Below are 26,374 nucleotides of genomic sequence, written 5' to 3'. Positions count from 1 at the left end.
GAACATTATGACGAATATGAGCGGAAAACTGGCAATTTCTTTTTACCCGATTCTAGGTTAAATAGTTCTTGTAAATCAGCGTCATGCTCTAGCATAAGAGAGAGCTTGTCGAGAATGCACTGATCATCAAAATTAACAGGACATTGTTGAGCCGCTTTACTAAATACAACTGCGTTAAGATAACCTTCGAATAGGACGTGATCAATTTTGATATTTGGGTACTCTGCGGTATGTACTCTAAACTCGTTACATAACCGTGATGAGCACTTGAATGGGTTAGGGACGACTTCAGTGATCATCAATAGTTGCGAGGATTTTATGCGGGCGAGGAGTTCATTGCTTGAGGCGAATGACACACTGGTGTAATCAGCTTTAACTCCTTTCAATTGTGCTCGATTAATAAATTTTGCTAAAGGTTGGTAAGTACCAATGAGCGCAACTGCAGTGGCTCGTGACGCTTTTATTTTTCTTAAGGCTTTATCTACATTGCTAGAATTGCGACGAAAGCGCGTGATAATCGATGGGCTAAGGCCTTTACTTGCTAATAGCTGTGTCAGGCTTTTTTCTAATGTGATCCCAAATTCATCAGCCTGAATAAATAACGCGATATTGGTGTGCTTTCGTTCGTTGACTAGGTAATTAATTTGTTCAGCCGCTTCATCAAAATAACTCGCTCTTAAATTAAATACTTTAATTGCACGGTCGTTACGTAAAAAGTCCGCGCCCGAGAATGGCATAAGCAAAGAGGTTTGGCTGTGTTCTAACAAGGGTCGTATTGCTGAGATTGTTGGGGTGCCCATAAAGCTAAATAAAGCATCGACTTTTTGTTCGTAAATAAAGTAGCGAGTGTTATTCACGGTTCGGCGAGGCTCATACCCATCATCTAATACCAAAAGGTCCACTTTGGCACCCTTTATTCCACCATTTTGGTTAAGCTGCTCAAAATAAATATTTGCACCTGCTTTGAGTTGGCTGCCTATCGCTTGAGCAGGACCGCTCAAAGCTGTAGACATCCCTAACTTAATATCTAAGGGAGCTTGTGCGAAACAATAGGTATGTAATATCAGATAACAGAGAGCGACTTTACTCGCTTTTAATAGAGATCCGTGCATAAAGTTCTTTCACCAAAGCTTGCAATGCAATATCAAATTGCTTTTTTGAGTGCAGCGACAGTGTTTGCTGGACCCATCCCTTAGTATTATTTTGTAATAATAGACGAATAGCTAACTGTTGGGAAATACGCGGTAAGCCTGATAGCAGTGTGGGGCGTGTTGTGAGCACTTGCCAGATTAGCGGTGAATACTGTTCGAGGTTGGTATTTTTAGTCACGACAAAACGAAACTGTGCAAGCAATGCTTCACAGAGCGGTTTTTCTTTAAATTTTAGAATCATTTTGAGTACTAAGGAGCACGGCAAATCACGATAATGATTCATTAGCTGATAGTAAAATGTTTTTTCAAAGTAGTTTTGCAAGGACTGTTGCTGATTCTGCAAAGCCGATTGGCTCTTGATGACCATCGCAGCATATTGTCCACTGGACTTGTCTTTTTTGAAGCCCAATTTAACTAACTGATAGCCACTATTTTGCCAAAATTGGAGTAATTGAGGATCGCAGCCAAAACTGCTGCCAAAATAGTCAACCGCTTCACTGAGCTGTTGCTCCGTATAATTAAGGAGCTGAGTGCCTAATTGACGTTTTTGTTGCTGTGGTGCGATGGCTATTCTGACAATTCGTGCACATCGAGAGGATAAAAAAGCCGCTTGTCCTTGAACATGAAATAGCTGTTGGGGCAGCAAATGCCCTTGTGGCCGTCGAGTTCCCTGGATGATAGCACTTTGTATGGCTTCTTCTAACTGCCCTTCAATATTGACTAAGCAAACCCCTAATATATTGCTTTGTTGCATTATGGCAAATAGGCGTTGGCTGGGGCTATCAAGTAATTGTCTAAAGTCGTTTACTGTAGTTTGATAATGCGCTGTCACCAGCAGGGCAAAGGTTTGCTGTAGTAAAGAGTCGTCTCGTTCAAGCTGTGGAGCTGTCAACTCAGTAAAGTGAATGCTATTCAATGTAGCGATAGCATCGGTCTGGAAGTGCCTGTCTAGGGCAAATAAACGATTTATCGCAAATTCTAAAGGATCACCGTGATTGTATCTGAGTGGCTGTGTGAGCGAGAGTTGTGTATAGGTTGTATATTTCTTTGATAAATAATCTGCAAACTTGAGTGTATATCCTCGCCCATTCCCTTCATAGCCCACCAAAGTACTGGAGAAAATACACTGTGAAGCGCGTTGCTCGATAGCGACCAACGTGGGTACTGGTAAGGTAGCGGCTTCATCGACTAGCACGATTGTATCATCTAGCGGCATAGTTAATACTTGATCGGGTGGCACATAGTGCAAATTTGCTAATTGCTTTTCATATCCTTTATATTCTATACCTAATTCTAACGCTAAATGCTTAAAAGCAGTTTTTATTGCTCGGTATTGTATTGTACAAATAATAAATGATTGTTCGGGCATACTGGCAACCAGCAAGCCTAGTGTTGCAGATTTTCCTCTGCCCCTATCAGCACTGAGTAAGCTGGGTGAAGTACACCCTTGTTGTAATTGGGCACGCAGTGTTGATATAACGCGGCATTGTGTTTGTAACGCGTTGTCTTGGTGGTTGTGTTGCGAAGCGGGTATGTTGAGGTTGGCACCATACTTTTGAGACAGCACACTGATAGGCAAGCTCGGAATAAGTCTTTGCCAGCGCTTTAAAAATAGACTGGTGTTAGTCTGATACCCATACGAAAGCCATGTTTTTATTGCGGGGTCTATCCAGTTATCAAGTTTTGACAATTCAGGAAGAATAAGTATCAATAACCCGCCAGCCTTTACTGTTCCGCTGAGCGCAGCCAGTTTATTGGGTGTGATCCCGCTATAACCATCATATAGTGCAACCGAAAACTCTTGGCCTAATATTTCATGCAAATGTTCTGGCCATTGGGCGTGCTGTAACTGTTTATGGGTTGATAGCGTTAACGTTTGCTCGGCGCCAGTGTCAACGAGGCACGCGTATTGTTTAATCGCCCAATCGTGGTCACCACACAAAACAAGCAACTGGCGATGATGGTTTTTTGCCAGTTGCGTTGTAAGGTGGATTAAGTCACATGGCTTGAAGACGTGCATATGCCGTGACTAACCACTTACTACCAACATCATCAAAATTTACTTGAATGCGAGATTGCGCACCACTGCCTTCGTAATTTAAAACGGTTCCAGCACCAAATTTTGCGTGTAACACCCGCTGGCCAAGGTTATAACCACTGTCTTCAAATACCGCATGAGTAACCGAAGGGCTAAACCTGCCTGTTGCGGCTGGGCGTGATACCTGCGTTTTAATGCGAATTTCTTCTATGCAGTCATCGGGTAATTCACGCAGAAAGCGCGAGGGACTATGGTGTTTTTCTTGTCCGTAGAGCCTGCGACTTTCAGCATGGCTGATGTACAGCTTTTCCATTGCTCGGGTCATGCCGACATAACACAGTCGGCGTTCTTCTTCTAATCGACCTGATTCTTCATGACTTTGCTGAGAAGGAAACATGCCTTCTTCGACACCAACCATAAACACCAGTGGAAACTCTAGACCTTTGGCTGAGTGCAAGGTCATCATCTGCACTGCATCTTCATGCTCGTCGGCTTGACCTTCACCAGACTCAAGCGAGGTATATGCTAAAAAGCCTTGTAATGGAGAGCTAAAATCTTCGTCAATCGGCAAGTCATATTGGCCACATGCACTGATCAGCTCTTCTAAGTTTTCGACGCGTGCACGGCCTTTTTCGCCCTTTTCAGCTTGATACATGGCTATGAGGCCTGATTGTTCGATTGTCAGCTTTGCTTGTTCGGCAAGCTCCAGCTCAGTAATATTATCGTCTAACTGCTCAACGAGTTTAATGAATCGGCTAATGGCTGTTGCTGCTCTGCCTGCTAAGTGTTTTTCTTCTATTACTGCTTTGGCGGCATACCACAACGGCATAGATTCATTGCGCGCACAATCCCGGATATGGCTGAGGGTTTTATCGCCAATACCCCGCGCGGGTGTATTAATAACACGCTCAAAAGCAGCATCATCTTGCCGGTTGCTGATGAGTCGTAAATAAGCCAGTGCATCTTTTATTTCTTGCCTTTCGAAGAAGCGCATCCCCCCGTAAATACGGTATTTTAAGCCTTCTTGTAATAATGCTTCCTCAAGTACTCGAGATTGGGCATTGTTCCGATATAAAATCGCACAGTGTTCTAACAAGTTGCCAGCGTTTAGCCAGCTGCGTATTTTACTGGCCGTAAAGCGCGATTCATCGAGTTCATTAAATGCGGCATAAATGGAAATTGGTTCTCCTTCAGTGCCTTCTGTCCATAAGCTCTTACCCATGCGATCTGAGTTATTTTCTATCAGCGCATTTGAGGCTTTGAGTATCGTCGCTGTTGAGCGATAATTCTGCTCAAGACGAATGGTTTCGGCATCAAAATCACTGACAAAGCGTTTTATATTTTCAATCTTAGCGCCTCGCCAACCGTAAATGCTCTGATCATCATCACCGACGATCATCATGGTATTTTCTGTGCCAGCTAATAGTTTTAACCATTGATACTGAATACTGTTGGTATCTTGGAATTCGTCCACAAGCATATAGCGAAAGCGCTGTTGGTAATGTTGAAGTAAAGTAGGGTTGTGCTGCAGTAACTCGTAACAGCGCAGGAGTATTTCTGCGAAATCAACTAATCCTGCGCGGTCACACGCTTCTTGGTAGGCGGTATAAACCTTGAGTAATAGCTGTTCGTTGATATCATAGGCTTGAATATCTTTTGGACGTGCACCTTCGTCTTTTTTGGCGCTGATATACCAAGCTATTTGTTTCGCTGGCCATTTTTTCTCATCAATATTCATTGCTTTGAGTAAGCGGCGGATCATACGAACTTGGTCGTCAGTATCTAAAATTTGAAAAGACTCAGGTAAGTTAGCATCTCTATAATGTGCGCGTAAAATACGGTGTGATAAACCGTGAAAGGTACCAATCCACATGCCACCAACGGATGATTTAATGGTTTCCTCCACACGGGACCGCATTTCTTTGGCTGCTTTATTGGTAAATGTGACCGCAAAAATACTGTAAGGTGATGCATGTTCGACTTGCATTAACCACGCAATACGATGTACCAGCACACGAGTTTTACCAGATCCTGCACCGGCTAAAACCAACATATTTTGTAGTGGAGCAGCCACAGCCTCGCGCTGTTTATCGTTTAACCCGTCGATTAATTCAGAAACGTCCATCATCACGCCTGTTAGAGAAAATGAACGCAAAGTATACCTTTGTGTACTTCGGATGCCCAGTTTTGTTCTATATTTCAGTGTTTGTAATTATATAAATTATTGATAAGTAGCAAAAAAAATATATATTTCCACTGTATAAACAGCCAGTTATTCTGATGGTAAAAGCGCTTTTAAGCGGTTTTGAACTTCTTGGACAAGTAGGTCTGGTTGAAATTTAGATAAAAACGCATTGCATCCGACTTTTTCAACCATCGCTTGGTTAAAGCTGCCACTTAATGACGTGTTTAAAACCACATATAAATCTTTTAAACGCGGATCGTTACGAATTTCATAAGTGAGGCGGTATCCGTCCATGACGGGCATTTCTGCGTCGGTGATCACTGCTAATAATTTTTTATTTACATCAATGCCTTCGTCTGCCCATTCGGTCAGAAGATTTAAGGCTTCTTGACCATCGGTTGCAGGGATGATCTCAATACCCAGCTGTGCGAGGGTGTCTGCAACTTGCCTGCGTGCGGTAGGGGAGTCGTCTGCATGTAAAATTTTACGACCTTTAAATTCCTCACGAATTGATTCATCTAAGATATCATCTGAAATACCTATGTCATATTCTATTATTTCAGCAAGGACTTTCTCTACATCGATAATTTCGACTATGTGTTCTACGTCACCTCGGGTAACTTTTGTGAGCGCGGTTAGGTAATGGTTTTTACCTACCGAGCTTGGTGTGGGCATGATATCGGACCAAGTGGTGTTGACAATTTGATCGACTCTACCTACTAGAAACGCTTGTACCGAGCGATTGTATTCGGTGATCACTAAATTACAATCTGCATCTCTCTCACACTCAGGCATACAAATAGCACGACGTAAATCTATAACGGGAATAGACTCTCTGCGTATCGTGGTGACGCCACAGACCTTAGGATGCGCATTAGGCATAATATTTAAATGTTGCAGTTTGACGACTTCTTTTACTTTAAACACATTGAGCGCAAATAAATGGCGACTATGCAAATGAAATAGTAACAGCTCAAGGCGGTTCTCACCGACTAACTGTGTTCGTTGATCCACTGAAGCTAATACACCAGCCATTTTATTAACCTATTCTCATCGTGCCATTTCGTGTTTTAGTATACCCAAGTTATTGCAAATTACGAGCTTGTAAAAAAGTTTATATTATTCAATGGCATCTATAAAAATTAAGATTGATTTCAAGCTGAGGTTTTCAAAATTATGCAAATCAAGTAATGTAGCAGCATATTTGTTTTAGTCACTTTATTATGATTATTTTTAAACGCTTGGTGGTTTTATTACGAGCGCATGTTGATAGGGCAAGCTGGCGCTTACTCTGTTTGGTGACAGCGCTACATATGGGATTGGTGTGGGGGCTATTAATGCTTGCCAATGAGCAAGCATTGTTACCAGCTAATGTGTTTTTCTACTATTACATTATTACGACCTCAACTGTGGGGTATGGGGATTTTAGTGCCACAACCGACTTTGGACGGTGGGTTGTTGCATTAGTACAGGTCCCGTTTGGTTTAGGTTTATTTGGTGTCTTGTTGGGTAAAGCAGGGCAGATGGCAACTTTTTGGATAAAACGAGCAATGACTGGCGATAAAGATTATTTTGATTTTCGAAATCACATTATTATTTTTGGTTGGCACCCCACAAGAACAAAAAAAATCATTGATTATATCTTGGCTGATACCAAGCGAGATAATCGTCGCATTGTGCTAGCGGTGACTGATGCTATTGAACACCCGTTAATGGGTTATCCTGAAGTGAACTTTGCGCGGCTAACCAGTTTTACGGAAGATGAGCAATTAGCCAGAATTGCTATTGTGGATGCCGATAAAGTGATCATTGACGGTCAAGATGATGATCAAACATTTACCACCGCCCTTAAACTCAGCCCGATGATCAAAGCTGATGCGCATATTAGCGCGCATTTTCAAGATGAAAGTAAAGTGTCACTGTTGCGCTCACACTGTAAAAATGTCGAGTGTTCATCAGTAAAGTCGGCGGAAATATTAGTGCGTGCGATGCAAGATCCTGGTTCGAGTCGCGTACAAGAAGAATTACTGTCTAGTTTACATGGCGATACGCAGTTTAGTTTGCAGTTACCACAAGGTGTTAAAAGCTATCAATTTGGAGAGTTGTTTCCTTACTTCAAGGCGCATCATAATGCTATTTTGCTTGGCGTCGCTCACGATAAAAGTGCACAAAACTTAGATTTGAACCCGCCGTTAGATTATAAGATCTGTGCCGGCGATGTACTGCATTACATCGCCCCAAGTCGTGTGCTCGCTAAAGAGGTGCTTTGGCAAGCAATATGACCTATGACCTTATGCTTTTAGTCGGCGCTATCAGTGCCTACTTACTCCCTATTGGCTTGATCTCAGGGAGTCGTAGAACACATAAGCATGAAAAGAATGCATGGCTTATCGGTACGTTGGTATTTTCCTGGTTAGCGTTATTGATGTACTTTTCAATCATTCCAAAACAAGGTATGAAGCCAAAACGAAAAATGCGCTAGCCATGCGCAATAAGTAAGTCCCATTCACGCTCGCTCACAGGCATAATAGACAAGCGGTTGGCTTTTTTGAGCGCGAGTTCGGTGATGTCATTATTGGCTTTAATTGCCGCCAGTGTAATCGGTTTTAGGTGTCGTTGATATTGTATGGTGACACCTACCCATCTTGGTGATTTTAATGTTGCTTTGGCATCGTAATAGTCACTGCTCATATCGAATTGATATGGGTCGGCTTCAGCAGCATGTGTAACAATGGCAACCCCGACAATCGCCGGTGTTTTGCAGCTAGAGTGGTAAATAAATACTTGGTCACCAACTTTAACTTGATCACGTAAAAAGTTTCGCGCTTGATAATTTCTTATCCCTTCCCAAAACGTACTTTGCTGCGGTGCCTCTTTTAAATCACCAATTGAAAATGTATCCGGCTCTGTTTTAAATAACCAATAGGCCATGGTAATTATCCTAGTCAATTCAATATCAGCTAGTCTGATAGGTTTTAGGGTGAATGGTAACCAATAAGAAAATAAATGCAAAAACGTATTTCGTTTATTTTATACGGGTTCGGATCGTTGTAATTTATAGTATGATTAAAAGTGTAGATCAACGTATTAGGAAAGCTGATGAGTCAGGTACTAGATAATCTTTTGTCATTGTTAAAATTAGAAGAAATCGAACAGGGCATTTATCGAGGGCAAAGCCAAGATTTGGGTTTCCCGCAAGTATTTGGTGGACAAGTGATGGGGCAGGCATTGTCGGCGGCAAAATACACGTTGCCTGAAGCGCGCTATGTGAATTCATTACATTCTTATTTTTTGCGTCCGGGCGACCCTGCAAAACCAATCGTTTATGATGTTGAAACAATCAGAGATGGTAAAAGCTTTAGCACACGCAGAGTCAGTGCAATTCAATATGGCAAACCTATTTTTTATATGACGGCGTCATTCCAAGGTGATGAAGCTGGGTTATCTCACCAAAGTGACATGCCCAAAGTACCAGAACCAGAAACTCTCAAGTCATCGATAGAGTTTTATCAAGAAAATGCCAGCTTGATCCCTGAGTCACTGCGTCGTAAATTTACACGGGAAATGCCACTTGAAATGCGCCCTGTGGACTTTCAAAACCCATTTAAACCCCAAAAAACCACACCGCAGCGGCATGTTTGGTTCAAGGCAAATGGTGCGATGCCAGATGATCGCCGTATTCATAACTACCTGTTAGCGTATGCGTCTGATTTTGAGTTTTTACCAACGGCACTACAGCCCCATGGCTTATCGTTTATGCATCCCAGTATGCAGGTTGCAACGATTGATCACGCCATGTGGTTTCATCGCCCGTTTAGGTTAGATGATTGGATTTTATATAGTGTCGACAGCCCAAGTGCAAGTAATGGCAGGGGCTTAGTACGCGGTCAGTTTTTTAATCGAGATGGGGAGTTGATTGCGTCGACGATGCAAGAAGGCGTGATGCGTCAGCGTGGTTAATCATGCGGTGTAAGGCGCCTATTTTACATAGGCACCTTGATATTGAACGAAATATCATCATTGGATTGTACGTATGTTTGCTTTCAAAACACTTTCTATTCCAAAACCCTTATCCAAACCTGAGGTTATATACTCACTTTATTGCGGTATCGTTATAGTGTATCACTGATAGATTGCCAGATACTTGCGGGTAATAATGCATGTAAGTGAGCTTTAAGATCGGATAATTGCGCAGTAGGCTCAATACATTGTTGTTCTGAAATAGTAATAAAGCCGTGTGCTTTAAGACTTGAAATGAATGAGACTAATACCTTCTTGTCGAAAAACTCTGGGCTTTTAATGCCGTGTAAAGTGCCCAAACGCTGTGCCAAAACATCATTTTCAGACTCAAGATTTGCACGTGTAATACCCTGATTCGAATCGATTAAATTCACCGTGATAGCATAGCGCTGTAAGGTTAAATGACTGACTTTACCTAGCATTTCGAGTTGGGAAAATGCATGACTGTCAGTACGTGTAACTGCGGTTGTACCATCAAACTCGATGAGGTTGTTGCTGGCAAACGCGTTAAGTATGTCAGTTATATAGCCTGAGCGAAGTGGCGTTAAAAACCACTCCTTTGCAAAAAATGGGTATAAACACGCCAGTTGTGCTTCGCACTCAACCAATGTTGTGGAGCGACAGTTCACCAACTGCTGTGCAATTACACTCGGGACCGCAAATAAATGAATAATGTTATTTCGATAGTAATTAAAGAGTGTACGCTCTTGCTCTTTTATCGCGACAATATCACCTAATTCATCATGTAAAACATCAAACTTGTTTAGCTGTAACGCATGTTCAAGCAGTTGTTCAGTACTGTCTGCTGGCAGCGTTACTTGATCGTTGTATTTAGCATCACGGTGTAGAGAAAGGTAAAACTCCAGTTGTGAAAGTAGCTTTTGTTTACTCAATGCAAATTGACTATTGCTGAGTAATATTGTGGCGAGTAAATTCACGGCATTCAAAGCGGCAGCACTATTGATGTTAGTCATAATATCGTTCGCTAAGTCGGCCACTCTGCTATTCAGCCATGTTGGCTTTTGCACGTCTGTCGGGTGCACAGCTTGGTGCCAATCTGCTTGATGCTCATTAAGGTATTGGTTGACGTTAATGGGTTCACCAAAATTTAAATAGCCACGGCCATAATTTTTTAAGTTCTTCATTGCTTTAAATACTGCAAATACAGACTCATTCTTTTTGTTACTTCCTGCCAACTCTTTAAGGTAGGTGTTGATCTCCATGACATGCTCGTAGCCGATATACACAGGTACAATAGAAATGGGTCTATCAATACCACGCAACATGGACTGGATGGTCATTGCCAGCATACCTGTTTTAGGTGGGAGTAAACGCCCTGTGCGACTGCGTCCCCCTTCGGTATAAAACTTAACAGAGTACCCTTTAATAAATAGTTGGCTTAAATATTCTTTGAATACGGCAGAATAGAGTTTGTTACCGGCAAATGAGCGTCGAATAAAGAATGCACCTGAGCGTCTAAATATGCCGCCTGCAGGGAAAAAGTTTAAATTCACACCGGCTGCAATATGGGGAGGAACCAATCCTTGGTGATAAATCACGTAGGTAAGCAGTAAATAATCCATATGGCTTCTGTGGCATGGTACATAAATAATTTCGTGGCCTTTGTCGACTAAGTTGTGAACGCGGTCGGCATATTTAATTTCTATCCCATTATAAAGCTTGTTCCAAAGCCACGTTAGTAGCCGTTCACCAACTCTCACCATCGCATCTGAATAATTTGCGGCGATCTCTTCTAATAGGTTTTGTGCATTTAAGCGAGCTTCTTTATGGGTCAGTCCCTTACTTTTTGCTTCTTCAGCAATGGCTTTTTTAATACTTGGCGATGCAAGTAAAGAGTTAAACAGCTGCTCTCTAGAAGGTAGCTTAGGTCCAGTCGCTGCGAGCTTCTGGCGACGAAAGTGCACTCTTGCTACTCTGACTAACTTATGTGGCAATTCTTCAACATCAGCTTTGTCATTGATCAATTGATTAAGTTCAATGGGTTTGCTGAATCGTACCAAGTTGTCGCGACCAGAGAAAATCAGTACAAAGAGTTTGCGCAGCCAGCTGGGCGTTAATGAATGAGAGAATAGGGTGCCGATACCCGGTTTTTCTTTTCCGGGGTTACGGCCCCACAATATGGTGACTGGAATAATTTGTGCTTGGCACTGTGGGTCGAGCTGTAATGCGGCAAAAATCTCTTTGCCTATCTCAAGGGCATTGCTTTGTTTGGCCTGTTTAGCAAACAGTGGCGTCGGGTTTTGTAAGCCGATGAATCGGGGGATCTCTTTTCCAGCAAGTGTTTGTAAGTGTGTTGGACGTGGTAATTGCAACTGTTGGCATACGCTATCTAAAGCTGCTATATCTGAAGGGGCATTTAAACGCGCCACATAAAATGTGGGTAACTCAGGATTGAGTTTAAATTGTTCGACAGGGTTTTCGGGTAACAGTTTAGTTCTAACCAATAATGCATTAGCCCACCGTGAGAGTTGATTTAAACCTTGCGAAATAAGTCTCATAAAACACCACATTTAAAAATTTGCGATAGCATAGCAAGCTTTCATTGGACTGACCATTTCAGCGTGCGGTCTAAGATTGATGAAAGTAAGGAAGCGCTTAGGGGCGCGTAAAATATCTGCATTTATTGATATTTATACGCCTATAAATAACTTAGTATTACTTGTTGCATTTATCACCAATATCATTATAATATGCGGACTTTCTACTGTTGTAGACAGTTAGAAAGCAAATAGAGCTTGGATTTCAAGCTAAAACAGGAACTCCGATTTGGAGTTCAATGGTAGAAATAAGAATCCCAACCGGCAAATAATTCGTTATTTTGTTCTGGTGGTATTTTTATGCTCTTTTTAAATGCTCTTTTAATTGAGGTTGTTAAAGAATGTCAAATCAACGCATTCGTATTCGCCTAAAAGCTTTTGACCACCGTTTGATTGACCAATCAACGGCGGAAATCGTGGAAACAGCGAAACGCACTGGCGCTCAGGTACGTGGTCCAATCCCACTTCCAACTCGCTTTGAACGTTTTACAATATTGACTTCTCCGCACGTGAATAAAGACGCGCGAGATCAATATGAGATCCGCACCCATAAACGTCTGATCGACATCGTAGAACCAACTGACAAGACTGTAGACGCTCTAATGCGCCTAGATCTTGCTGCTGGTGTTGATGTTCAAATCAGCCTGGGTTAATCGGAAGATTAGAGAGGTTTTAGGAAAATGGCATTAGGTCTAGTCGGTCGTAAAGTGGGTATGACACGCATCTTCACTGAAGATGGTGTATCTATCCCTGTGACAGTTATTGAAGCAACTCCTAACCGTGTTACTCAGATCAAATCTGACGCAACAGACGGTTACAATGCGCTTCAAGTTACTGCAGGCGAGAAAAAAGCAAGCCGTGTAAACAAAGCAGATGCGGGTCATTTCGCAAAAGCTGGTGTTGAAGCGGGTCGTGGCCTGTGGGAATTCCGCCTAAATGGTGGTGAAGGCGATTTTGAAGTAGGTAATGAACTTACTGTTGAATTATTTACTGATATCAACAAAGTAGACGTTACTGGTTCTTCGAAAGGTAAAGGTTTCCAAGGTGGTGTTAAGCGCTGGAACTTCAGCATGCAAGACGCTACACACGGTAACTCTTTGTCTCACCGTGCTCCTGGTTCAATCGGTCAAAACCAATCACCTGGTAAGGTGTTTAAAGGTAAGAAAATGGCCGGTCATATGGGTGCTGAGCGTGTAACGACTCAGAATCTTGAACTAGTACGTGTTGACGCTGAACGTAATCTGCTTCTAGTTAAAGGTGCTGTACCTGGCGCTATTGGCGGCGACGTTATCGTTAAACCTGCTGTTAAAGCATAAGTCCTGGAGATTTAGTGATGGAATTAGCAATTAAAGGCGCTGGCGCGCTTGAAGTTTCCGAAGCTACTTTTGGACGTGAGTTTAACGAAGCATTGGTACACCAAGTAGTTGTTGCATATGCAGCAGGTGCTCGCCAAGGTACTCGTGCTCAGAAGACACGTTCTGAAGTTAGAGGCGGTGGTAAAAAACCATTCGCTCAAAAAGGTACTGGCCGTGCACGTGCTGGTACAATCCGCAGCCCAATCTGGCGCAGCGGTGGTGTAAGTTTTGCAGCTAAGCCGCAAGATCACAGCCAAAAAGTTAACCGTAAGATGTATCGCGGTGCAATCAAAAGCATTTTGTCTGAGCTTGTTCGTCAAGAGCGTTTAATCGTTGTTGAAAGTTTTGGTCTTGAAGCACCAAAAACAAAAGAATTAGTTTCTAAGCTTAAAGAACTTGAGCTTAAAGACGTGCTTATCGTGACTGAAGAAGTAGATGAGAATCTATTCCTATCTTCACGTAACCTTTATAAGGTTGACACTCGTGATGTAGCTGGCATCGACCCAGTAAGCCTAATCGCTTTCGATAAGGTACTTATTACTGCAGGTGCTATTAAGCAACTTGAGGAGGCGCTAGCATGATCCGTGAAGAACGTCTTTTAAAAGTAATTCTTGCTCCACACATCTCTGAGAAAAGCACAATCGCTGCTGAAGAAAACAACACGATTGTTTTCAAAGTAGTAAACGATGCAACTAAAGCTGAAGTTAAAGCGGCAGTTGAGAAGCTTTTTGAAGTAGAAGTAACTGGTGTTCGCACTCTAAACGTTAAGGGTAAAACAAAACGTACAGGTCAACGTTTCGGTCGTCGTAGCGACTGGAAAAAAGCCTACGTTACTCTTAAAGAAGGTAGCGAGCTAGACTTTGTCGGCGGCGCCGAGTAATAAGGGGAGTTAGAATTATGGCACTTCAAAAGTGTAAACCAACTTCTGCGGGTCGTCGTCACGTCGTTAAAGTGGTTAACTCTGAGCTACACAAGGGTAAGCCACACGCACCGCTTTTAGAGAAAAACTCTAAATCAGGTGGTCGTAACAACAACGGTCGTATCACGGTTCGTCATATCGGTGGTGGTCATAAGCAACACTATCGTTTAATCGACTTCAAACGCACTAAAGATGGCATTCCAGCCACTGTTGAGCGTTTAGAGTATGATCCTAACCGTAGCGCAAACATCGCTCTTGTATTATATGCAGACGGTGAGCGTCGTTACATTATTGCACCTAAAGGCCTTAAAGCCGGTGATCAGATCCAGTCAGGTGTTGATGCACCTATCAAAGCTGGTAACACATTACCGATGCGTAACATGCCTGTAGGTTCGACTGTACACAACGTAGAGTTAAAACCTGGTAAGGGTGCGCAAATTGCACGCTCTGCTGGTGCATACGTTCAAATCCTAGCACGTGAAGGTCAATACGTGACTCTACGTCTTCGTTCAGGCGAAGTTCGTAAAGTTGAGTCTGACTGTCGCGCTACCTTAGGTGAAGTAGGCAATGCTGAGCATATGCTTCGTTCACTAGGTAAAGCAGGTGCTAACCGCTGGCGTGGTATTCGTCCGACAGTTCGTGGTGTTGCCATGAACCCGGTTGATCACCCACATGGTGGTGGTGAAGGTCGTACTTCTGGTGGTCGTCATCCTGTGTCTCCATGGGGTAAGCCTACTAAAGGTGCTAAAACGCGCAAGAACAAGCGTACGGATAAACTAATAGTACGTCGTCGTACTAAGTAATAGTTGAGGAATTGCCATGCCACGTTCTCTCAAGAAGGGTCCATTCATAGACCTACACTTGCTGAAGAAGGTAGAGAAGGCGTTGGAAAGCGGTGACAAGAAGCCTATAAAGACTTGGAGCCGTCGTTCAATGATCATCCCTAACATGATCGGATTGACCATCGCTGTCCATAATGGTCGTCAGCACGTACCTGTATTCGTTACAGACGAAATGATCGGTCACAAACTAGGTGAGTTTGCACCTACTCGTACTTACCGCGGCCATGCTGCGGATAAGAAAGCGAAGAAGCGTTAATAGGGGAATATGATGGAAGCATTAGCTAAACACAAATTCGCCTCTGGTTCGGCGCAAAAAGCACGTCTAGTTGCAGATCAGATCCGCGGACTTCCGGTAGATCGCGCACTAGAAATCCTGGCATACAGCCCAAAGAAAGCGGCTGTATTGGTTAAGAAAGTACTTGAGTCTGCTATTGCTAACGCAGAGCATAACGAAGGTGCTGACATTGATGAGCTACGTGTAGCTACGATCTTTGTGGACGATGGTCCTACAATGAAGCGTATTATGCCACGTGCTAAAGGACGCGCAGACCGCATCCTTAAGCGTTCAAGCCACATCACTGTTGTGGTTTCAGATAGCTAGGAGATATAAGTAATGGGACAAAAAGTTCATCCTACTGGTATTCGCCTAGGTATCTCTAAACCTTGGGTTTCTACCTGGTACGCGAGTACAAAAGATTTCTCTGGGCAGCTTTTTGGCGATCACAAAGTACGTACATTCCTTACTAAGGAATTGAAAGCGGCTTCTGTGTCTAAAATCGTTATCGAGCGTCCAGCTAAGTCAATCCGTGTAACAATTCATACAGCTCGTCCTGGTGTTGTTATCGGTAAGAAAGGCGAAGATGTTGAAAAACTTCGTCAAGCTGTAACTAAGATTGCTGGTGTACCTGCTCAGATCAACATTTCTGAAGTACGTAAGCCTGAACTTGACGCACAATTAGTTGCTGACGGTATTGCATCTCAGTTAGAGCGTCGTGTTATGTTCCGTCGTGCTATGAAGCGCTCGGTACAAAACGCAATGCGCATTGGTGCTAAAGGTATCAAAGTTGAAGTAAGTGGTCGTCTAGGCGGCGCTGAAATCGCACGTTCTGAATGGTATCGTGAAGGTCGTGTACCTCTACATACTCTACGTGCTGATATCGACTACGCAACTTCTGAAGCTTTAACCACTTACGGCATCATCGGTGTTAAAGTTTGGATCTTCAAAGGCGAAGTAATTGGTGGTTTACCACTAGTTCAAGAGCAAGAGAAGCCAGCTAAACGTGCACCGAAGAAAGCCAAAAAAAGTGCTAAGTAAGGGGTAGCGATTAATGTTACAGCCAAAACGTACAAAATTCCGTAAAATGCATAAAGGTCGCAACCGCGGTCTTGCTACAAGCGGAAACAAAGTAAGCTTCGGTTCTTTCGGTTTGAAAGCAACTGGCCGTGGTCGTATGACTGCACGTCAAATTGAAGCAGCTCGTCGTGCTATGACACGTCACGTAAAGCGTCAAGGTAAAATCTGGATCCGTGTGTTCCCAGACAAGCCAATCACAAACAAACCGCTTGAAGTTCGTATGGGTAAAGGTAAAGGCTCTGTTGAGTACTGGGTTGCAGAAATCCAGCCAGGCAAAGTACTTTATGAGATGGAAGGTGTGCCAGAAGAGCTTGCTCGTGAAGCATTCAACCTTGCAGCTCGTAAATTACCTTTCAAAACAACATTTGTAACTCGGACGGTAATGTGATGAAAGCTAGCGAACTTAAAGACAAAAGCGTTGAAGAGCTTAATGCTGAACTTCTTGAGCTTCTTCGTGAGCAGTTTAACCTGCGCATGCAAACAAGCACGGGTCAGCTAGCTCAGACTCACGAGTTAAGAAAAGTACGTCGCAGTATTGCGCGTGTTAAAACGGTTATCAACCAGAAGGCAGGTGCATAATGACTGATAAAATCCGTACTCTTCAAGGTCGTGTGATCAGCGATAAGATGGAAAAGTCTATTGTTGTAGGTATCGAACGTCAGGTTAAGCACCCGATCTACGGTAAATACATCAAGCGTACAACTAAGTTGCACGTACATGACGAGAGCAATACAGCTAAAGCAGGCGACACAGTTACTATTCGTGAATGTGCTCCTATCTCTAAGAATAAATCTTGGACTTTAGTAGACGTTATTGCACGTCCTAAGCAAGCTTAATTTTAGTTTTAAACTAATTTAAGATTTGTCTTTGAAAGCCCCAGCCTTTGGTTGGGGCTTTTGTTTTATATAGCCATTATTACTTACATAGCGACGATGTTACTGGCCTCTAGATACATATTGCCTTTTCCCTCGTTCCTCCTTCCTATCTTTTCATACCATGATATGTCGCTGTGAGCTTTTATGACTAAGTGTTTTGATAACACGACAAGTGACAGCTTAATTACGTTATATACGCGACCATTTTTTAGACGAGTACAAGCAGCAAAAATGGCCTGAGTTTCCTGTGCCCTGAAAGTTTTGGCTTAAAAGTAAATATCAATGCACGGAGGAAGTTATCGCATCGTCGTTTTGTTTATCAATTTAGATGCGTCTATCGTCAGCGTGGTTTTATTTACGATGACAGCGAGATGACATGTTATGAAGCTTTAGGATTACGTGCCATAGTAGAAAAGCGTTTAGAGACAGTTAAAGAGCATGAATGTGCTGAAAATGTAGCGAGGGTGATTTGCGTTAGTGGTGACCTAAGCGAGAATAGGAAGCCCACTATGGGGCTTCATATTGGCTACTCTTCGTCAATGGTCGGCACTTCTAACCCCATTGATTCCATAATTTGACGCACTTCTTCTGGCACTTTTTCTGGATTATCTTTACGTAAGTCTTCGTCATTGGGTAAAGGTTGTCCTGTAAACGCATGTAAAAATGCTTCACACAGTAATTCACTGTTTGTTGCATGACGTAAGTTATTAACTTGTCGTCGCGTACGCTCGTCAGTTAATACTTTTAATACGTTTAACGGTATCGATACCGTTATCTTTTTTACTTGTTCAGATTTTTTGCCGTGTTCTGCATACGGGTGAACATACTCACCATTCCATTTAGCCATAATGTTGTTGTTGCCTTTATTGTGTAGTGCCTATCCGACGAAACTATTTACTTACCACTGTCATTATATGACATTGTTTACGATGGTCTAGGCAAAAGCCACTTTACTTGCCATAGTAAGTATTTTATTCAATCGTATTCGCGACCATTTTTTTGAAGTGGCGAAATTTTATCGGTTTAAATAAGATAGTCAAATACTAAGTAAATAGCCATTTAGCAGTATAAATGTTTTGACTTCTAGCATTTATTAATCTAACCTTTTAGACGTCTAAACATCCAACTATCTAGGTGATGATATGAGTGAACGTAATAAATCAACCATCGCAGTACGCCATGGTATAGAAGCAGATAAACACCATGGCGCGGTCGTACCACCATTATACCTATCAACTACGTACTCATTCGCAGATTTTGATACCAAACGAGATTATGATTATGGTCGCAGTGGTAACCCTAATCGAGATATTTTAGCTGAAACATTAGCTCAGCTAGAAGGTGGTGAGAGAGGTATTATTACTGCAACGGGTATGTCTGCTGTTCACCTAGTGACGCAACTATTAAATAACGATGATACGTTGGTGATCCCCCATGACTGTTATGGCGGCAGTTATCGTTTATTCACATCATTGCAAAAGCGTGGCTTATTAAACCTTGTCGTACTTGATTTAACACAGCCTGAAAGCTATCAGCAAATTTTAGATATAAAGCCAAAAGTAGTATGGATTGAAACACCGAGTAATCCAATTCTTCGTCTAACAGATATCGAAGCTGTTGTGAAAACCGCTAAGCGAGCAGGTGCATTAGTTGCTGCAGATAACACTTTTTTGTCACCGGCATTACAGAACCCGATTAAGTTTGGTGTAGACATAGTGGTTCACTCAACCACTAAATATATTAATGGTCATTCAGATGTGGTCGGTGGTGCCGTGATCGCACGGACTGCGCAACTGGGTGAGGAGCTAGCATGGTGGGCAAATAACATTGGTATTACGGGGGCGCCTTTTGATAGTTATTTAACGCTTCGTGGCTTACGAACGCTGAATGTACGTTTAAAGCAGCATCAAGAAAATGCCTTGGCGATTGCCAAGTATTTGGAGCAATCGGACTATGTGAGTCAAGTGTATTACCCAGGCTTAGAATCTCATCCACAACATGAATTAGCAAAAAAGCAGCAGGCTGGTTTTGGCGGCATGGTGAGTTTTGACATAAAAGGTGGGTTAGGTGACTCAGCTGCATTTTTGACTTCATTAAAAGAGTTTTCATTGGCGGAATCTCTGGGTGGCGTAGAGAGCTTAATTTGCCATCCTGCAACCATGACGCATGCGGGTATGGATGCGACAGCACGTCTTGAAGCAGGCGTAGGTGATACGCTGATCCGAATTTCTGTGGGTATTGAAGAATTAGATGATTTGGTGGCTGATCTAGAGCAAGCGTTTAAACGCACTTCACCAGGTCAAAGCACAGGATCTGATGAGGCAAAAACTTTTAAATTAACACCGGCTCATACGGTTTTGTGGTAGAAAAATGACAAGAGTAGTACATAAATTCGGTGGCTCAAGCTTAAGCTCTGCGTCACGCTATCAAGCCGTTGCTCAAATAATACTTGGGCATTGTCAAAGTGGTGATTGTGTCGTGGTTTCCGCGGCGGGTAAAACCACCAACACGTTAGTGAAGCTTTGGCAAAGCTATAAACAGCAAGATCAACAAGCGTTTTCGGACGTATTGATTCAGTTGGAAAAGCACCAGAGCGAGCTGGTTGACGAGTTGTTCTCTGGCGATGTGTACCGAGCACTCAAAGGCCAGCTAGACGCTGAGTTAGTTGCCATTACGCAATTAGCTCAAAAATCAGAACTACAAGAATCCCCTTTACTTGCCCATGGTGAGCTATGGTCAGCTCGGTTATTAGCGCATTATCTAAATGAGCTCAAGGTAGCGGCACGCAGCATTGATGCCCGTCAATTGTTTACGTTGCATGATGCACAGTTGTTGCACCAACAGAATAAAGCTGCATGTTACGCTCAGTTGCAAGATGCAGTGGTTTATGTGATTACCGGGTTTATTGCACAAGATTGTGATAAAAATACCGTCACATTGGGTCGTAATGGCAGTGACTATAGTGCCACACTACTCGCCAGTTATATTGATGCCTGTGCAGTTTCAATCTGGACTGATACGCAGGGTGTGTATAGTACCGATCCACGTAAAGTGAGCAGTGCGCTTAAATACCCAAAGGTGTGCCGTGCTCAAGCAAACTTATTGGCAAGGCTGGGTAATCCGGTGCTGCATGCCAAGACACTCTCTCCTTTAAAGGGTAGTAACATCAAGCTACAAGTGCGCAGCAGTTATGATCCTGAGGCGTCACCAACAGAAATAGTTAAAGAAGGGTATAGCAAAGCAAAACGCTTTATTACCACTTTTGAGAACCTTGATTTAGTGCGCGTAGAAAACTTAGCGAAAGGCGAAGTACGGTCGTTAAGTCAGCTTATTCAACACAGTATTCATCATTTTACTGTTAATGGTGAAGCGTATTTATTATTGCCTGCAACATTTACGCATATTGTTGCACAGCAACTCGCTGGGCGCATTAATATTGTAGAAAGTAACCTACAAGGGGGAGCATTGGTTGCGCCTTCCTCAGAGCTCTCAGGGCTTAAGCAGCAAGCTGAGCAATTATTCCATGATCGTGAAGTGGTCGTTCGCTTTGCTCATCAAGACAGTGAATACGCTTTGTTCTTGACTGATCAGGCATTAGACAGTGATCTCTTAGCTGTATTGCACGATAAGCTTATAAATAAAGGTCGGGAGCTGGCGGTCATTATTGCCGGTATTGGTAATGTCGGGGATGTATTTTTACAACAATGCGAGCAACAAATTACCCGTTTACAATCACAATTTGATTTAAAGGTGGTTGGTCTGTTGCGCTCAAAAGAGATGATGTTTTCACCGAGCGGTATCGAGTTATCGGCATGGCAGGCACAATGGAAAAATGAAGCGCAGAGTTACAACAGTAAGTCGCTTGTTGAGCATATTTCAGAATTAGATTATGAACATAAAGTGGTGATTGATATCACTGCAAGTGAAGCATTTAGTTTTTTGTATCCGGATTTTGTCGCCAGTGACTGCAATCTGATCAGCGCCAATAAATACGCCGGAACTGCCGATAGAAATTGGTATCAGTCATTGCGAGAGCAGCAACGTGAGCGTAATTTACATTGGCGTTACAACACCAGTGTTGGTGCTGGTTTGCCTATCAACTTTGCCTTGGCTGATTTACAAAATAGCGGTGATGTGATCACGTCAATTGAAGGAGTATTTTCAGGTACTCTCTCTTGGTTGTGTAGCAGTTTTACAGCGGATCAAAAGTTTTCTGACTTGGTGTTAGCTGCACAAGAAATGGGGTATACCGAACCAGATCCTAGGGAAGACTTATCAGGCAGAGATATGCAACGAAAGTTGCTCATATTGGCGCGTGATTTAGGCTTGGAACTCGATGTTGATGACATTGCATTAGAGCCTTTAATGCCGGTGTATTTAGCGGAAGGTAGTTGGGATGATTTTTTAGCGAAACGTGATGAATTAGACACATTTTATGCTGCGAAATACCAACAAGCATCTGATGAAGGTAAAGCGCTGCGTTACACAGGGCAATTAAGTATTAGTGACAGTGGTAAAGTGACTGCAAAAGTCGGAATTGCCTTTGCTGAGGCAGGCTCCGCGATTGCGAATTTAACACCGGGTGATAATATATTTGTGATAAAAAGTGTGTGGTATGAGCAAAACCCGCTTGTGATCCAAGGTCCTGGGGCGGGTAAAGAAGTCACTGCTGCAGGTATTCACTCAGATTTGTACTGGTTAACACAGCAACTTAAATAATAATGTGTTAATTTTGAGGGCAATGTATGGTGATACACTGCCCTGTTTTATAAGCGCCAAATTATAAAATATCAGTAAGAAGTATACCTACCCCAAAACGTTGGATGTCGGCATCATAATCAATCAAGCTTTCTCCATACCCGTTGAAGTATTGTGTGTAACCACGAAGTCTACCCCAGATAGGAAATGACCAGTCTAACTGTATCGCACCTCGGTTATCACTATTGAGGTTGTTCCGAGTCATAAAACCAAACTCATGCTCTTCATAACGGTATACGCCACGGAACTCAAAGTAGCCCATGTATTTGTGAATATCGGGGTTGTCGTCACCTTTTGCATCTAAAGGTGACGGCTTATCATCTTCAGGAAGTCGATACCAAGGTTTAAAGCTAAATACAAAGCCATTATTTTCCCATATGAAATTGGCATATAGGCGATTCCAAGACCGTGAGTTTGGTTGGCTTCTGCCATTTGATTGATGCGAAATACCCAGTACAATTGCCATTTCGTCACCCCACAGGACATTTTCGTCATCTAAAAAATTCAGCCAAAATAATTCGGGTTCATAATTTGTTTCACGAAAAGGCGAAGAAATATCTTTGTTATAAAACTGCCAATAAGATTGCAAAGTGAAACCCATATAAATGGCTTGGTCGTTATCGGAGAAGTTATTGTAAATGGGGACTTTGAGTGAAAGTTGGTATTTAACTTCAAAGTTATCAAGTGGCTCACCGGCTTCTAGGTCAATGTTTTTAAGGCCGTCAAACAGGCGGTTATTCGGGTTACTAATATAGGAAATAGGTAAAATATAGTTGCGATGATGCGGCGTCAGTACATTGCGGTTTTTTTCACTTACTCGCTCACGCGCAACACGCTTATCTAAAGAGCTGAGCTGTTTGGCGGTATCAAGTTTCGCGCAGCGAGTTCTTAATTGTTCGACGGTTTGGTTTTTATCACCACCAATAATTTCATTGAGTATGCATTGTTTAACGAGGTCAATTACATCCTGATTGTTTGGTGTTTCGGCAAACACAGTGAATGAAAGCCCTGAAAGTAAAGTGCCAAAAACAAATGAACGCAGTTCCATAGTATGTTGTTTCGTTGAGTGTTATTGAAGCAATAAGTATACACAGCTTTGCATTAAATGAGGATTAATAACGGATGGGTTATGTAATTACTGAACAGCCGATATACAATGGTTAAGTTAAAAAGGGTGGCGGCAGAAACCGCCATTCCTTAGTAAGCAAAGTATGCTTTGCTTACTCTCACGCAATATATTACTGAGCTATAACTCAAAGTAGTTGGTAAAGAACTTATACAATTCTGTTCCTTGGTTGACACTTGCTGACGCAAAATGCAAGATGGCGATGGCATCTTGATCTAAAGTGATACTGTGCAAAGGCTGCTCCGATAGGTAGCGTTCCATACGCAGGATATTCGCGATAGTATCGCCCGATTTTATATGGTTGCCCAGTGCCGCTGTGTATTCAACCATGCCCCCCATTGGCGCATAGTAAGTAAGATAATCTTGCAGCATACAAGCGTAACGGGTCATTGTTTGTGGTTTAAATGATGAATCTAACACTGCTTCTTTATGGCTTAAATAGCTAAGCAGGCTTACGGCATCTGCTTTTGCTTCGGTTAAATCAATCTTTTCTTGAGAGCCGAGTTCAACCGTGAATGCCTCAACTAACACGGGAACATCTCGCCCTTGCTTTTTATACGCGTCACTTAATGCCCACCAAGGACAAAAACACGCTTCATCGAGTGCACCATCAAAGTCATTGGGGATGAGCAGTACATGTGGAATATTAAAGTAACGGGCGCTTGCCTTTGCATATTCTGGGCAATATAGGTGTTTAGATGAAATTGGCCCAGTGTGTAAGTCCAATACAATATCGGCTTCATGAGCCAAGCGTTGCAAATTTAAAGCAATGCGTTTACCTGTATTGATGCTATGGGCTGGTCTATCAAGTAGGGTCTGAGTTGCTTGTACCAAAGCTGCGGAGAATTGTTCTTTGATTTCTGTTAAAGGACTATCGAGGTGTTCCGCCACAAAGCTATCAACTAATGATAGATGACTATGATACATACGATTCCAATTGGTACCTGTAATTGGATCAAAGCGGCCTAGAGTAAACTCCCCTGATTTTTGATTACACCCAATTGGGTTGGCGTACGGCACTAATGTAATATCGCTGGCTAAAGTTGAGTGGTGTAATTGCTCTAATAATTGATAGATTACGGCATTACCTTGCACTTCAGCGCCATGCATATTCGCTTGGATATAAACGCGCGGGCCTGTACCATCGCCTTTTAAACGATACACCGGGATCGTCAATGGCAGTCCATTTGCTATTTCACCAACTTGAATGTTTTCATGGGTAATCTTGTTCATATCGAATACTCTATCTTAAATAATCACTGGCACTTTGCATGGCTCGAACTTGGCGCACTTCACCGTGTTCAATTACATATTCCGCAGGTAATTCATGACATAAGAAATACGGCATACTTTCGGTGAAGCCATAGGCGCCGCATTGACTGAAGACTAACCAGTCTTGCGCGTTAATATCACCGGGCAAAGTATGGCGCCCTAAGTGGTCAAGCGCAGTACACAAGGGTCCATGGATTAAATAGCTGTGCGAAGTGGCACCGGAGTTGCGCAGTAGTGTGCATGGGAATGCCTGGGTAGTCACCGCTGGACGCAATAGATGATTGATACCACCAGATACTATAAGTTGATGCTCATTGTAGTTTTGTTTTTTTTCTACGACAGGGTTGGCATAATGGCCAAACTCACCTACAGCATATCGTCCAAGTTCCATCCATAACTCTGTGACACCGGCTGACGCTTTAATTTGCGCAAGTGCATCAATTAATACTGACCAAGTTAATTGGTCGTCGTTTTCAGAATAAGGGATCCCTAAGCCACCGCCTAAGTCTAGTACCTCTAATGTAAAGCCTAGGTTTTCAGCGAGTGCCTTAAGTGGTGGCACCATTTGTGCCCACAGTTGGGCTAGTTTTTCTGTACACAACATGTTGCCCCATTGGAAAATATGTAGGCCAACAAAATTAAGTGCTGGGTATGTATCTAATTGTAGTGATTGCCACTGCTCTGTACCTAAACCAAAAGGCGTTAAGCTGTCACCACCAAGTGGGTTTTTTTCACCTTCAGGCCAACGTAATTGTACTCTAAGTAAAATACGTAGTTGAATATCGTGCTCTGTTGCTGCCTCATTGAGCCACTGGACTTGATTGTGACTTTCCGCCACAAAGGTACGTACCCCTTGTGACAGAAAGTGCTGGATCTGTCTTTTGGATTTGGCAGGACCCGTATTGAGCACTCGGCTTGCATCGATGTCCTGACGTAAAACTTGATCAAGTTCACCGCTACTTGCCACATCGAAATCAAATCCCGCTTTATCTAAGGTTTGGATCACCTTCGATAAAGGATTCGCTTTAACTGCATACCATAATTTTACAACAGATTGCTCTGTGAGTGGTTTTAGGTGTGACAGTAAGCCATCTAAGTCGTAAACAAAAAACGGGGTATGCTCTTGTTCGGTTAACTCAGTAATCGTTTGACGCAATGGTGTGCTCAAAAAAGGCATTATCGTAATACCTCTTCTAATTCTAGAGATGCGTCGCTTTGTTCATCACGATATTTTACGATAAGTGCACATGACATGCTTAAACCGTGATTACGTCCCCACTCACTTGATGAAGGGCGAGAACCAGGGATCACAATGGCATTCTCTGGAATGGCTTCCCCTTTATCTAGCTGGCGCTCGTTGATACAGTCATAGACAGGGATCGTTGCAGATAAACGTACACCTGGTGCAAGTACGGCTCCTTTTTTCACAACAACACCTTCAACGATAACGCAGCCAGCACCGATGAATGCATCGTCTTCAACAACAACCGGGCTTGCGCCAATTGGCTCAAGTACGCCACCTAGTTGCACTGCAGCACTTAAGTGAACATTTTTACCAACTTGTGCACATGAACCAACCAATGCATGGCTATCGACCATAGTTCCTTCACCAATATAAGCACCGATATTTACATAAGCTGGTGGCATAATGATGGTGCCTGAAGCAACGTGAGCACCGCGACGGACACTGCTGCCGCCTGGCACCATACGTACCCCAGCATCAGCGGAAAACCCTTGTGGTGCAAGATTATGTTTATCAACAAACCCCCCCGGGAATTCCGTGTTATTGCCATTTTTAAAGGCTTCTAAGATCCCTTGCTTTACGTCGATATTAGCATGCCAATTGCCTTGCTCATCTTGCGTTGCAGCACGCACAGTGCCATTTTCTAAATTATTTAGTAGTTCTAACCAGCTCATAATA

At 42.8% G+C, this 26,374-nt stretch carries 27 protein-coding genes; 16 read left to right on the top strand and 11 right to left on the bottom strand.

Translation table 11 applies throughout. The annotated features are described in order from the left end of the window. Positions 1-5: 5 nt before the first annotated feature. The 4 genes from CWC18_RS02155 to CWC18_RS02140 all read right to left on the bottom strand — a co-directional run bounded on the left by CWC18_RS02155 (position 6) and on the right by CWC18_RS02140 (position 6,409). Entirely contained in the window at positions 6-1,112 is a 1,107-nt protein-coding gene (locus tag CWC18_RS02155; protein WP_138592489.1) for an ABC transporter substrate-binding protein, read from the bottom strand. Then, positions 1,084-3,171 carry a GNAT family N-acetyltransferase gene (locus CWC18_RS02150; protein WP_138592488.1) on the bottom strand — a complete coding sequence of 696 codons (2,088 nt, stop codon included), beginning with the start codon at positions 3,169-3,171 and terminating at the stop codon, positions 1,084-1,086. Before CWC18_RS02150 ends, CWC18_RS02155 begins: the two co-directional genes overlap by 29 nt. Then, entirely contained in the window at positions 3,149-5,314 is a 2,166-nt protein-coding gene (gene uvrD, locus CWC18_RS02145) for a DNA helicase II (RefSeq protein WP_138592504.1), read from the bottom strand. Before uvrD ends, CWC18_RS02150 begins: the two co-directional genes overlap by 23 nt. A gap of 147 nt (positions 5,315-5,461) precedes the next feature. Continuing rightward, positions 5,462-6,409, bottom strand: coding sequence for a chemotaxis protein CheV (locus CWC18_RS02140; RefSeq protein ID WP_138592487.1), 948 nt, complete (start codon positions 6,407-6,409; stop codon positions 5,462-5,464). Positions 6,410-6,594: 185 nt separating this feature from the next. Here CWC18_RS02140 and CWC18_RS02135 point away from each other — a divergent pair, with 185 nt between their 5' ends. Both CWC18_RS02135 and CWC18_RS02130 read left to right on the top strand, forming a co-directional pair. After that, complete coding sequence (locus CWC18_RS02135) at positions 6,595-7,656, top strand: potassium channel family protein (protein ID WP_138592486.1); 1,062 nt, start codon at positions 6,595-6,597, stop codon at positions 7,654-7,656. Next, positions 7,653-7,856 (top strand): hypothetical protein, encoded by a 204-nt coding sequence (locus tag CWC18_RS02130; RefSeq protein WP_138592485.1) that lies wholly within the window; start codon positions 7,653-7,655, stop codon positions 7,854-7,856. Before CWC18_RS02135 ends, CWC18_RS02130 begins: the two co-directional genes overlap by 4 nt. Here CWC18_RS02130 and CWC18_RS02125 read toward each other — a convergent pair. Next, positions 7,853-8,305 carry an EVE domain-containing protein gene (locus tag CWC18_RS02125; protein WP_138592484.1) on the bottom strand — a complete coding sequence of 151 codons (453 nt, stop codon included), beginning with the start codon at positions 8,303-8,305 and terminating at the stop codon, positions 7,853-7,855. The genes CWC18_RS02130 and CWC18_RS02125 overlap by 4 nt on opposite strands. Positions 8,306-8,473: 168 nt before the next feature. Between CWC18_RS02125 and tesB the strand changes: the two genes are divergently transcribed. Continuing rightward, a complete protein-coding gene (tesB, locus tag CWC18_RS02120; protein ID WP_138592483.1) occupies positions 8,474-9,334 on the top strand; it encodes an acyl-CoA thioesterase II in 861 nt (286 codons plus the stop codon). Positions 9,335-9,486: 152 nt separating this feature from the next. Here tesB and plsB read toward each other — a convergent pair whose 3' ends face one another. After that, complete coding sequence (gene plsB / locus CWC18_RS02115) at positions 9,487-11,913, bottom strand: glycerol-3-phosphate 1-O-acyltransferase PlsB (protein ID WP_138592482.1); 2,427 nt, start codon at positions 11,911-11,913, stop codon at positions 9,487-9,489. 380 nt (positions 11,914-12,293) lie between these two features. On the opposite strand from plsB, the gene rpsJ reads away from it, so the two are divergent. Genes rpsJ through rpsQ form a run of 11 tightly spaced genes read left to right on the top strand, consistent with a single transcriptional unit; the run spans position 12,294 to position 17,258 of the window. Continuing rightward, a complete protein-coding gene (gene rpsJ / locus CWC18_RS02110; RefSeq protein ID WP_010367096.1) occupies positions 12,294-12,605 on the top strand; it encodes a 30S ribosomal protein S10 in 312 nt (103 codons plus the stop codon). 27 nt (positions 12,606-12,632) lie between these two features. Then, complete coding sequence (gene rplC, locus CWC18_RS02105) at positions 12,633-13,268, top strand: 50S ribosomal protein L3 (RefSeq protein ID WP_010367093.1); 636 nt, start codon at positions 12,633-12,635, stop codon at positions 13,266-13,268. A 17-nt stretch (positions 13,269-13,285) separates the two neighbouring features. Next, entirely contained in the window at positions 13,286-13,888 is a 603-nt protein-coding gene (rplD, locus tag CWC18_RS02100) for a 50S ribosomal protein L4 (protein WP_010367090.1), read from the top strand. Further along, on the top strand, positions 13,885-14,187 hold the full coding sequence (gene rplW, locus CWC18_RS02095; RefSeq protein WP_010367088.1) for a 50S ribosomal protein L23: 303 nt from the start codon (positions 13,885-13,887) through the stop codon (positions 14,185-14,187). Before rplD ends, rplW begins: the two co-directional genes overlap by 4 nt. Before the next feature lie 17 nt (positions 14,188-14,204). Further along, on the top strand, positions 14,205-15,029 hold the full coding sequence (gene rplB, locus CWC18_RS02090) for a 50S ribosomal protein L2 (RefSeq protein ID WP_138592481.1): 825 nt from the start codon (positions 14,205-14,207) through the stop codon (positions 15,027-15,029). 16 nt (positions 15,030-15,045) lie between these two features. After that, positions 15,046-15,324 carry a 30S ribosomal protein S19 gene (gene rpsS / locus CWC18_RS02085; RefSeq protein ID WP_010367084.1) on the top strand — a complete coding sequence of 93 codons (279 nt, stop codon included), beginning with the start codon at positions 15,046-15,048 and terminating at the stop codon, positions 15,322-15,324. 12 nt (positions 15,325-15,336) lie between these two features. Continuing rightward, complete coding sequence (gene rplV, locus CWC18_RS02080) at positions 15,337-15,669, top strand: 50S ribosomal protein L22 (RefSeq protein WP_010367080.1); 333 nt, start codon at positions 15,337-15,339, stop codon at positions 15,667-15,669. Positions 15,670-15,681: 12 nt separating this feature from the next. Continuing rightward, positions 15,682-16,383 (top strand): 30S ribosomal protein S3, encoded by a 702-nt coding sequence (gene rpsC / locus CWC18_RS02075; protein WP_010367078.1) that lies wholly within the window; start codon positions 15,682-15,684, stop codon positions 16,381-16,383. A 13-nt stretch (positions 16,384-16,396) separates the two neighbouring features. Continuing rightward, on the top strand, positions 16,397-16,810 hold the full coding sequence (gene rplP, locus CWC18_RS02070) for a 50S ribosomal protein L16 (RefSeq protein ID WP_010367077.1): 414 nt from the start codon (positions 16,397-16,399) through the stop codon (positions 16,808-16,810). Next, complete coding sequence (rpmC, locus tag CWC18_RS02065; protein ID WP_010367076.1) at positions 16,810-17,001, top strand: 50S ribosomal protein L29; 192 nt, start codon at positions 16,810-16,812, stop codon at positions 16,999-17,001. The genes rplP and rpmC overlap by 1 nt, the downstream gene beginning before the upstream one ends. Next, positions 17,001-17,258: a 30S ribosomal protein S17 gene (gene rpsQ, locus CWC18_RS02060; RefSeq protein ID WP_010367075.1), complete on the top strand. Its 258-nt coding sequence runs from the start codon at positions 17,001-17,003 to the stop codon at positions 17,256-17,258. Before rpmC ends, rpsQ begins: the two co-directional genes overlap by 1 nt. A gap of 565 nt (positions 17,259-17,823) precedes the next feature. On the opposite strand, the gene metJ is transcribed toward rpsQ, so the two are convergent. Continuing rightward, positions 17,824-18,144 (bottom strand): met regulon transcriptional regulator MetJ, encoded by a 321-nt coding sequence (metJ, locus tag CWC18_RS02055; RefSeq protein ID WP_138592480.1) that lies wholly within the window; start codon positions 18,142-18,144, stop codon positions 17,824-17,826. Between the two features lie 295 nt (positions 18,145-18,439). Between metJ and metB the strand changes: the two genes are divergently transcribed. Beyond that, positions 18,440-19,663: a cystathionine gamma-synthase gene (metB, locus tag CWC18_RS02050; protein WP_138592479.1), complete on the top strand. Its 1,224-nt coding sequence runs from the start codon at positions 18,440-18,442 to the stop codon at positions 19,661-19,663. A 4-nt stretch (positions 19,664-19,667) separates the two neighbouring features. Beyond that, positions 19,668-22,016 (top strand): bifunctional aspartate kinase/homoserine dehydrogenase II, encoded by a 2,349-nt coding sequence (gene metL, locus CWC18_RS02045; protein WP_138674620.1) that lies wholly within the window; start codon positions 19,668-19,670, stop codon positions 22,014-22,016. A gap of 61 nt (positions 22,017-22,077) precedes the next feature. On the opposite strand, the gene CWC18_RS02040 is transcribed toward metL, so the two are convergent. The 4 genes from CWC18_RS02040 to CWC18_RS02025 all read right to left on the bottom strand — a co-directional run bounded on the left by CWC18_RS02040 (position 22,078) and on the right by CWC18_RS02025 (position 26,370). Beyond that, positions 22,078-23,103, bottom strand: a complete 1,026-nt coding sequence (locus CWC18_RS02040; protein ID WP_138592477.1) for a phospholipase A — start codon at positions 23,101-23,103, stop codon at positions 22,078-22,080. Between the two features lie 198 nt (positions 23,104-23,301). Then, positions 23,302-24,414, bottom strand: a complete 1,113-nt coding sequence (locus CWC18_RS02035) for a succinylglutamate desuccinylase/aspartoacylase family protein (protein ID WP_138592476.1) — start codon at positions 24,412-24,414, stop codon at positions 23,302-23,304. Positions 24,415-24,424: 10 nt separating this feature from the next. Beyond that, positions 24,425-25,630, bottom strand: coding sequence for a PLP-dependent decarboxylase (locus CWC18_RS02030; RefSeq protein ID WP_138674619.1), 1,206 nt, complete (start codon positions 25,628-25,630; stop codon positions 24,425-24,427). Next, on the bottom strand, positions 25,630-26,370 hold the full coding sequence (locus tag CWC18_RS02025; protein ID WP_138592474.1) for a 2,3,4,5-tetrahydropyridine-2,6-dicarboxylate N-succinyltransferase: 741 nt from the start codon (positions 26,368-26,370) through the stop codon (positions 25,630-25,632). The genes CWC18_RS02030 and CWC18_RS02025 overlap by 1 nt, the downstream gene beginning before the upstream one ends. Positions 26,371-26,374: the final 4 nt, after the last annotated feature.

It is taken from the genome of Pseudoalteromonas aurantia (assembly GCF_005886875.1).
GTDB lineage: Bacteria > Pseudomonadota > Gammaproteobacteria > Enterobacterales > Alteromonadaceae > Pseudoalteromonas > Pseudoalteromonas aurantia_A.
Note: the sequence above shows the minus strand (reverse complement) of the source record. Positions and strands in the feature narration are given on the sequence as shown.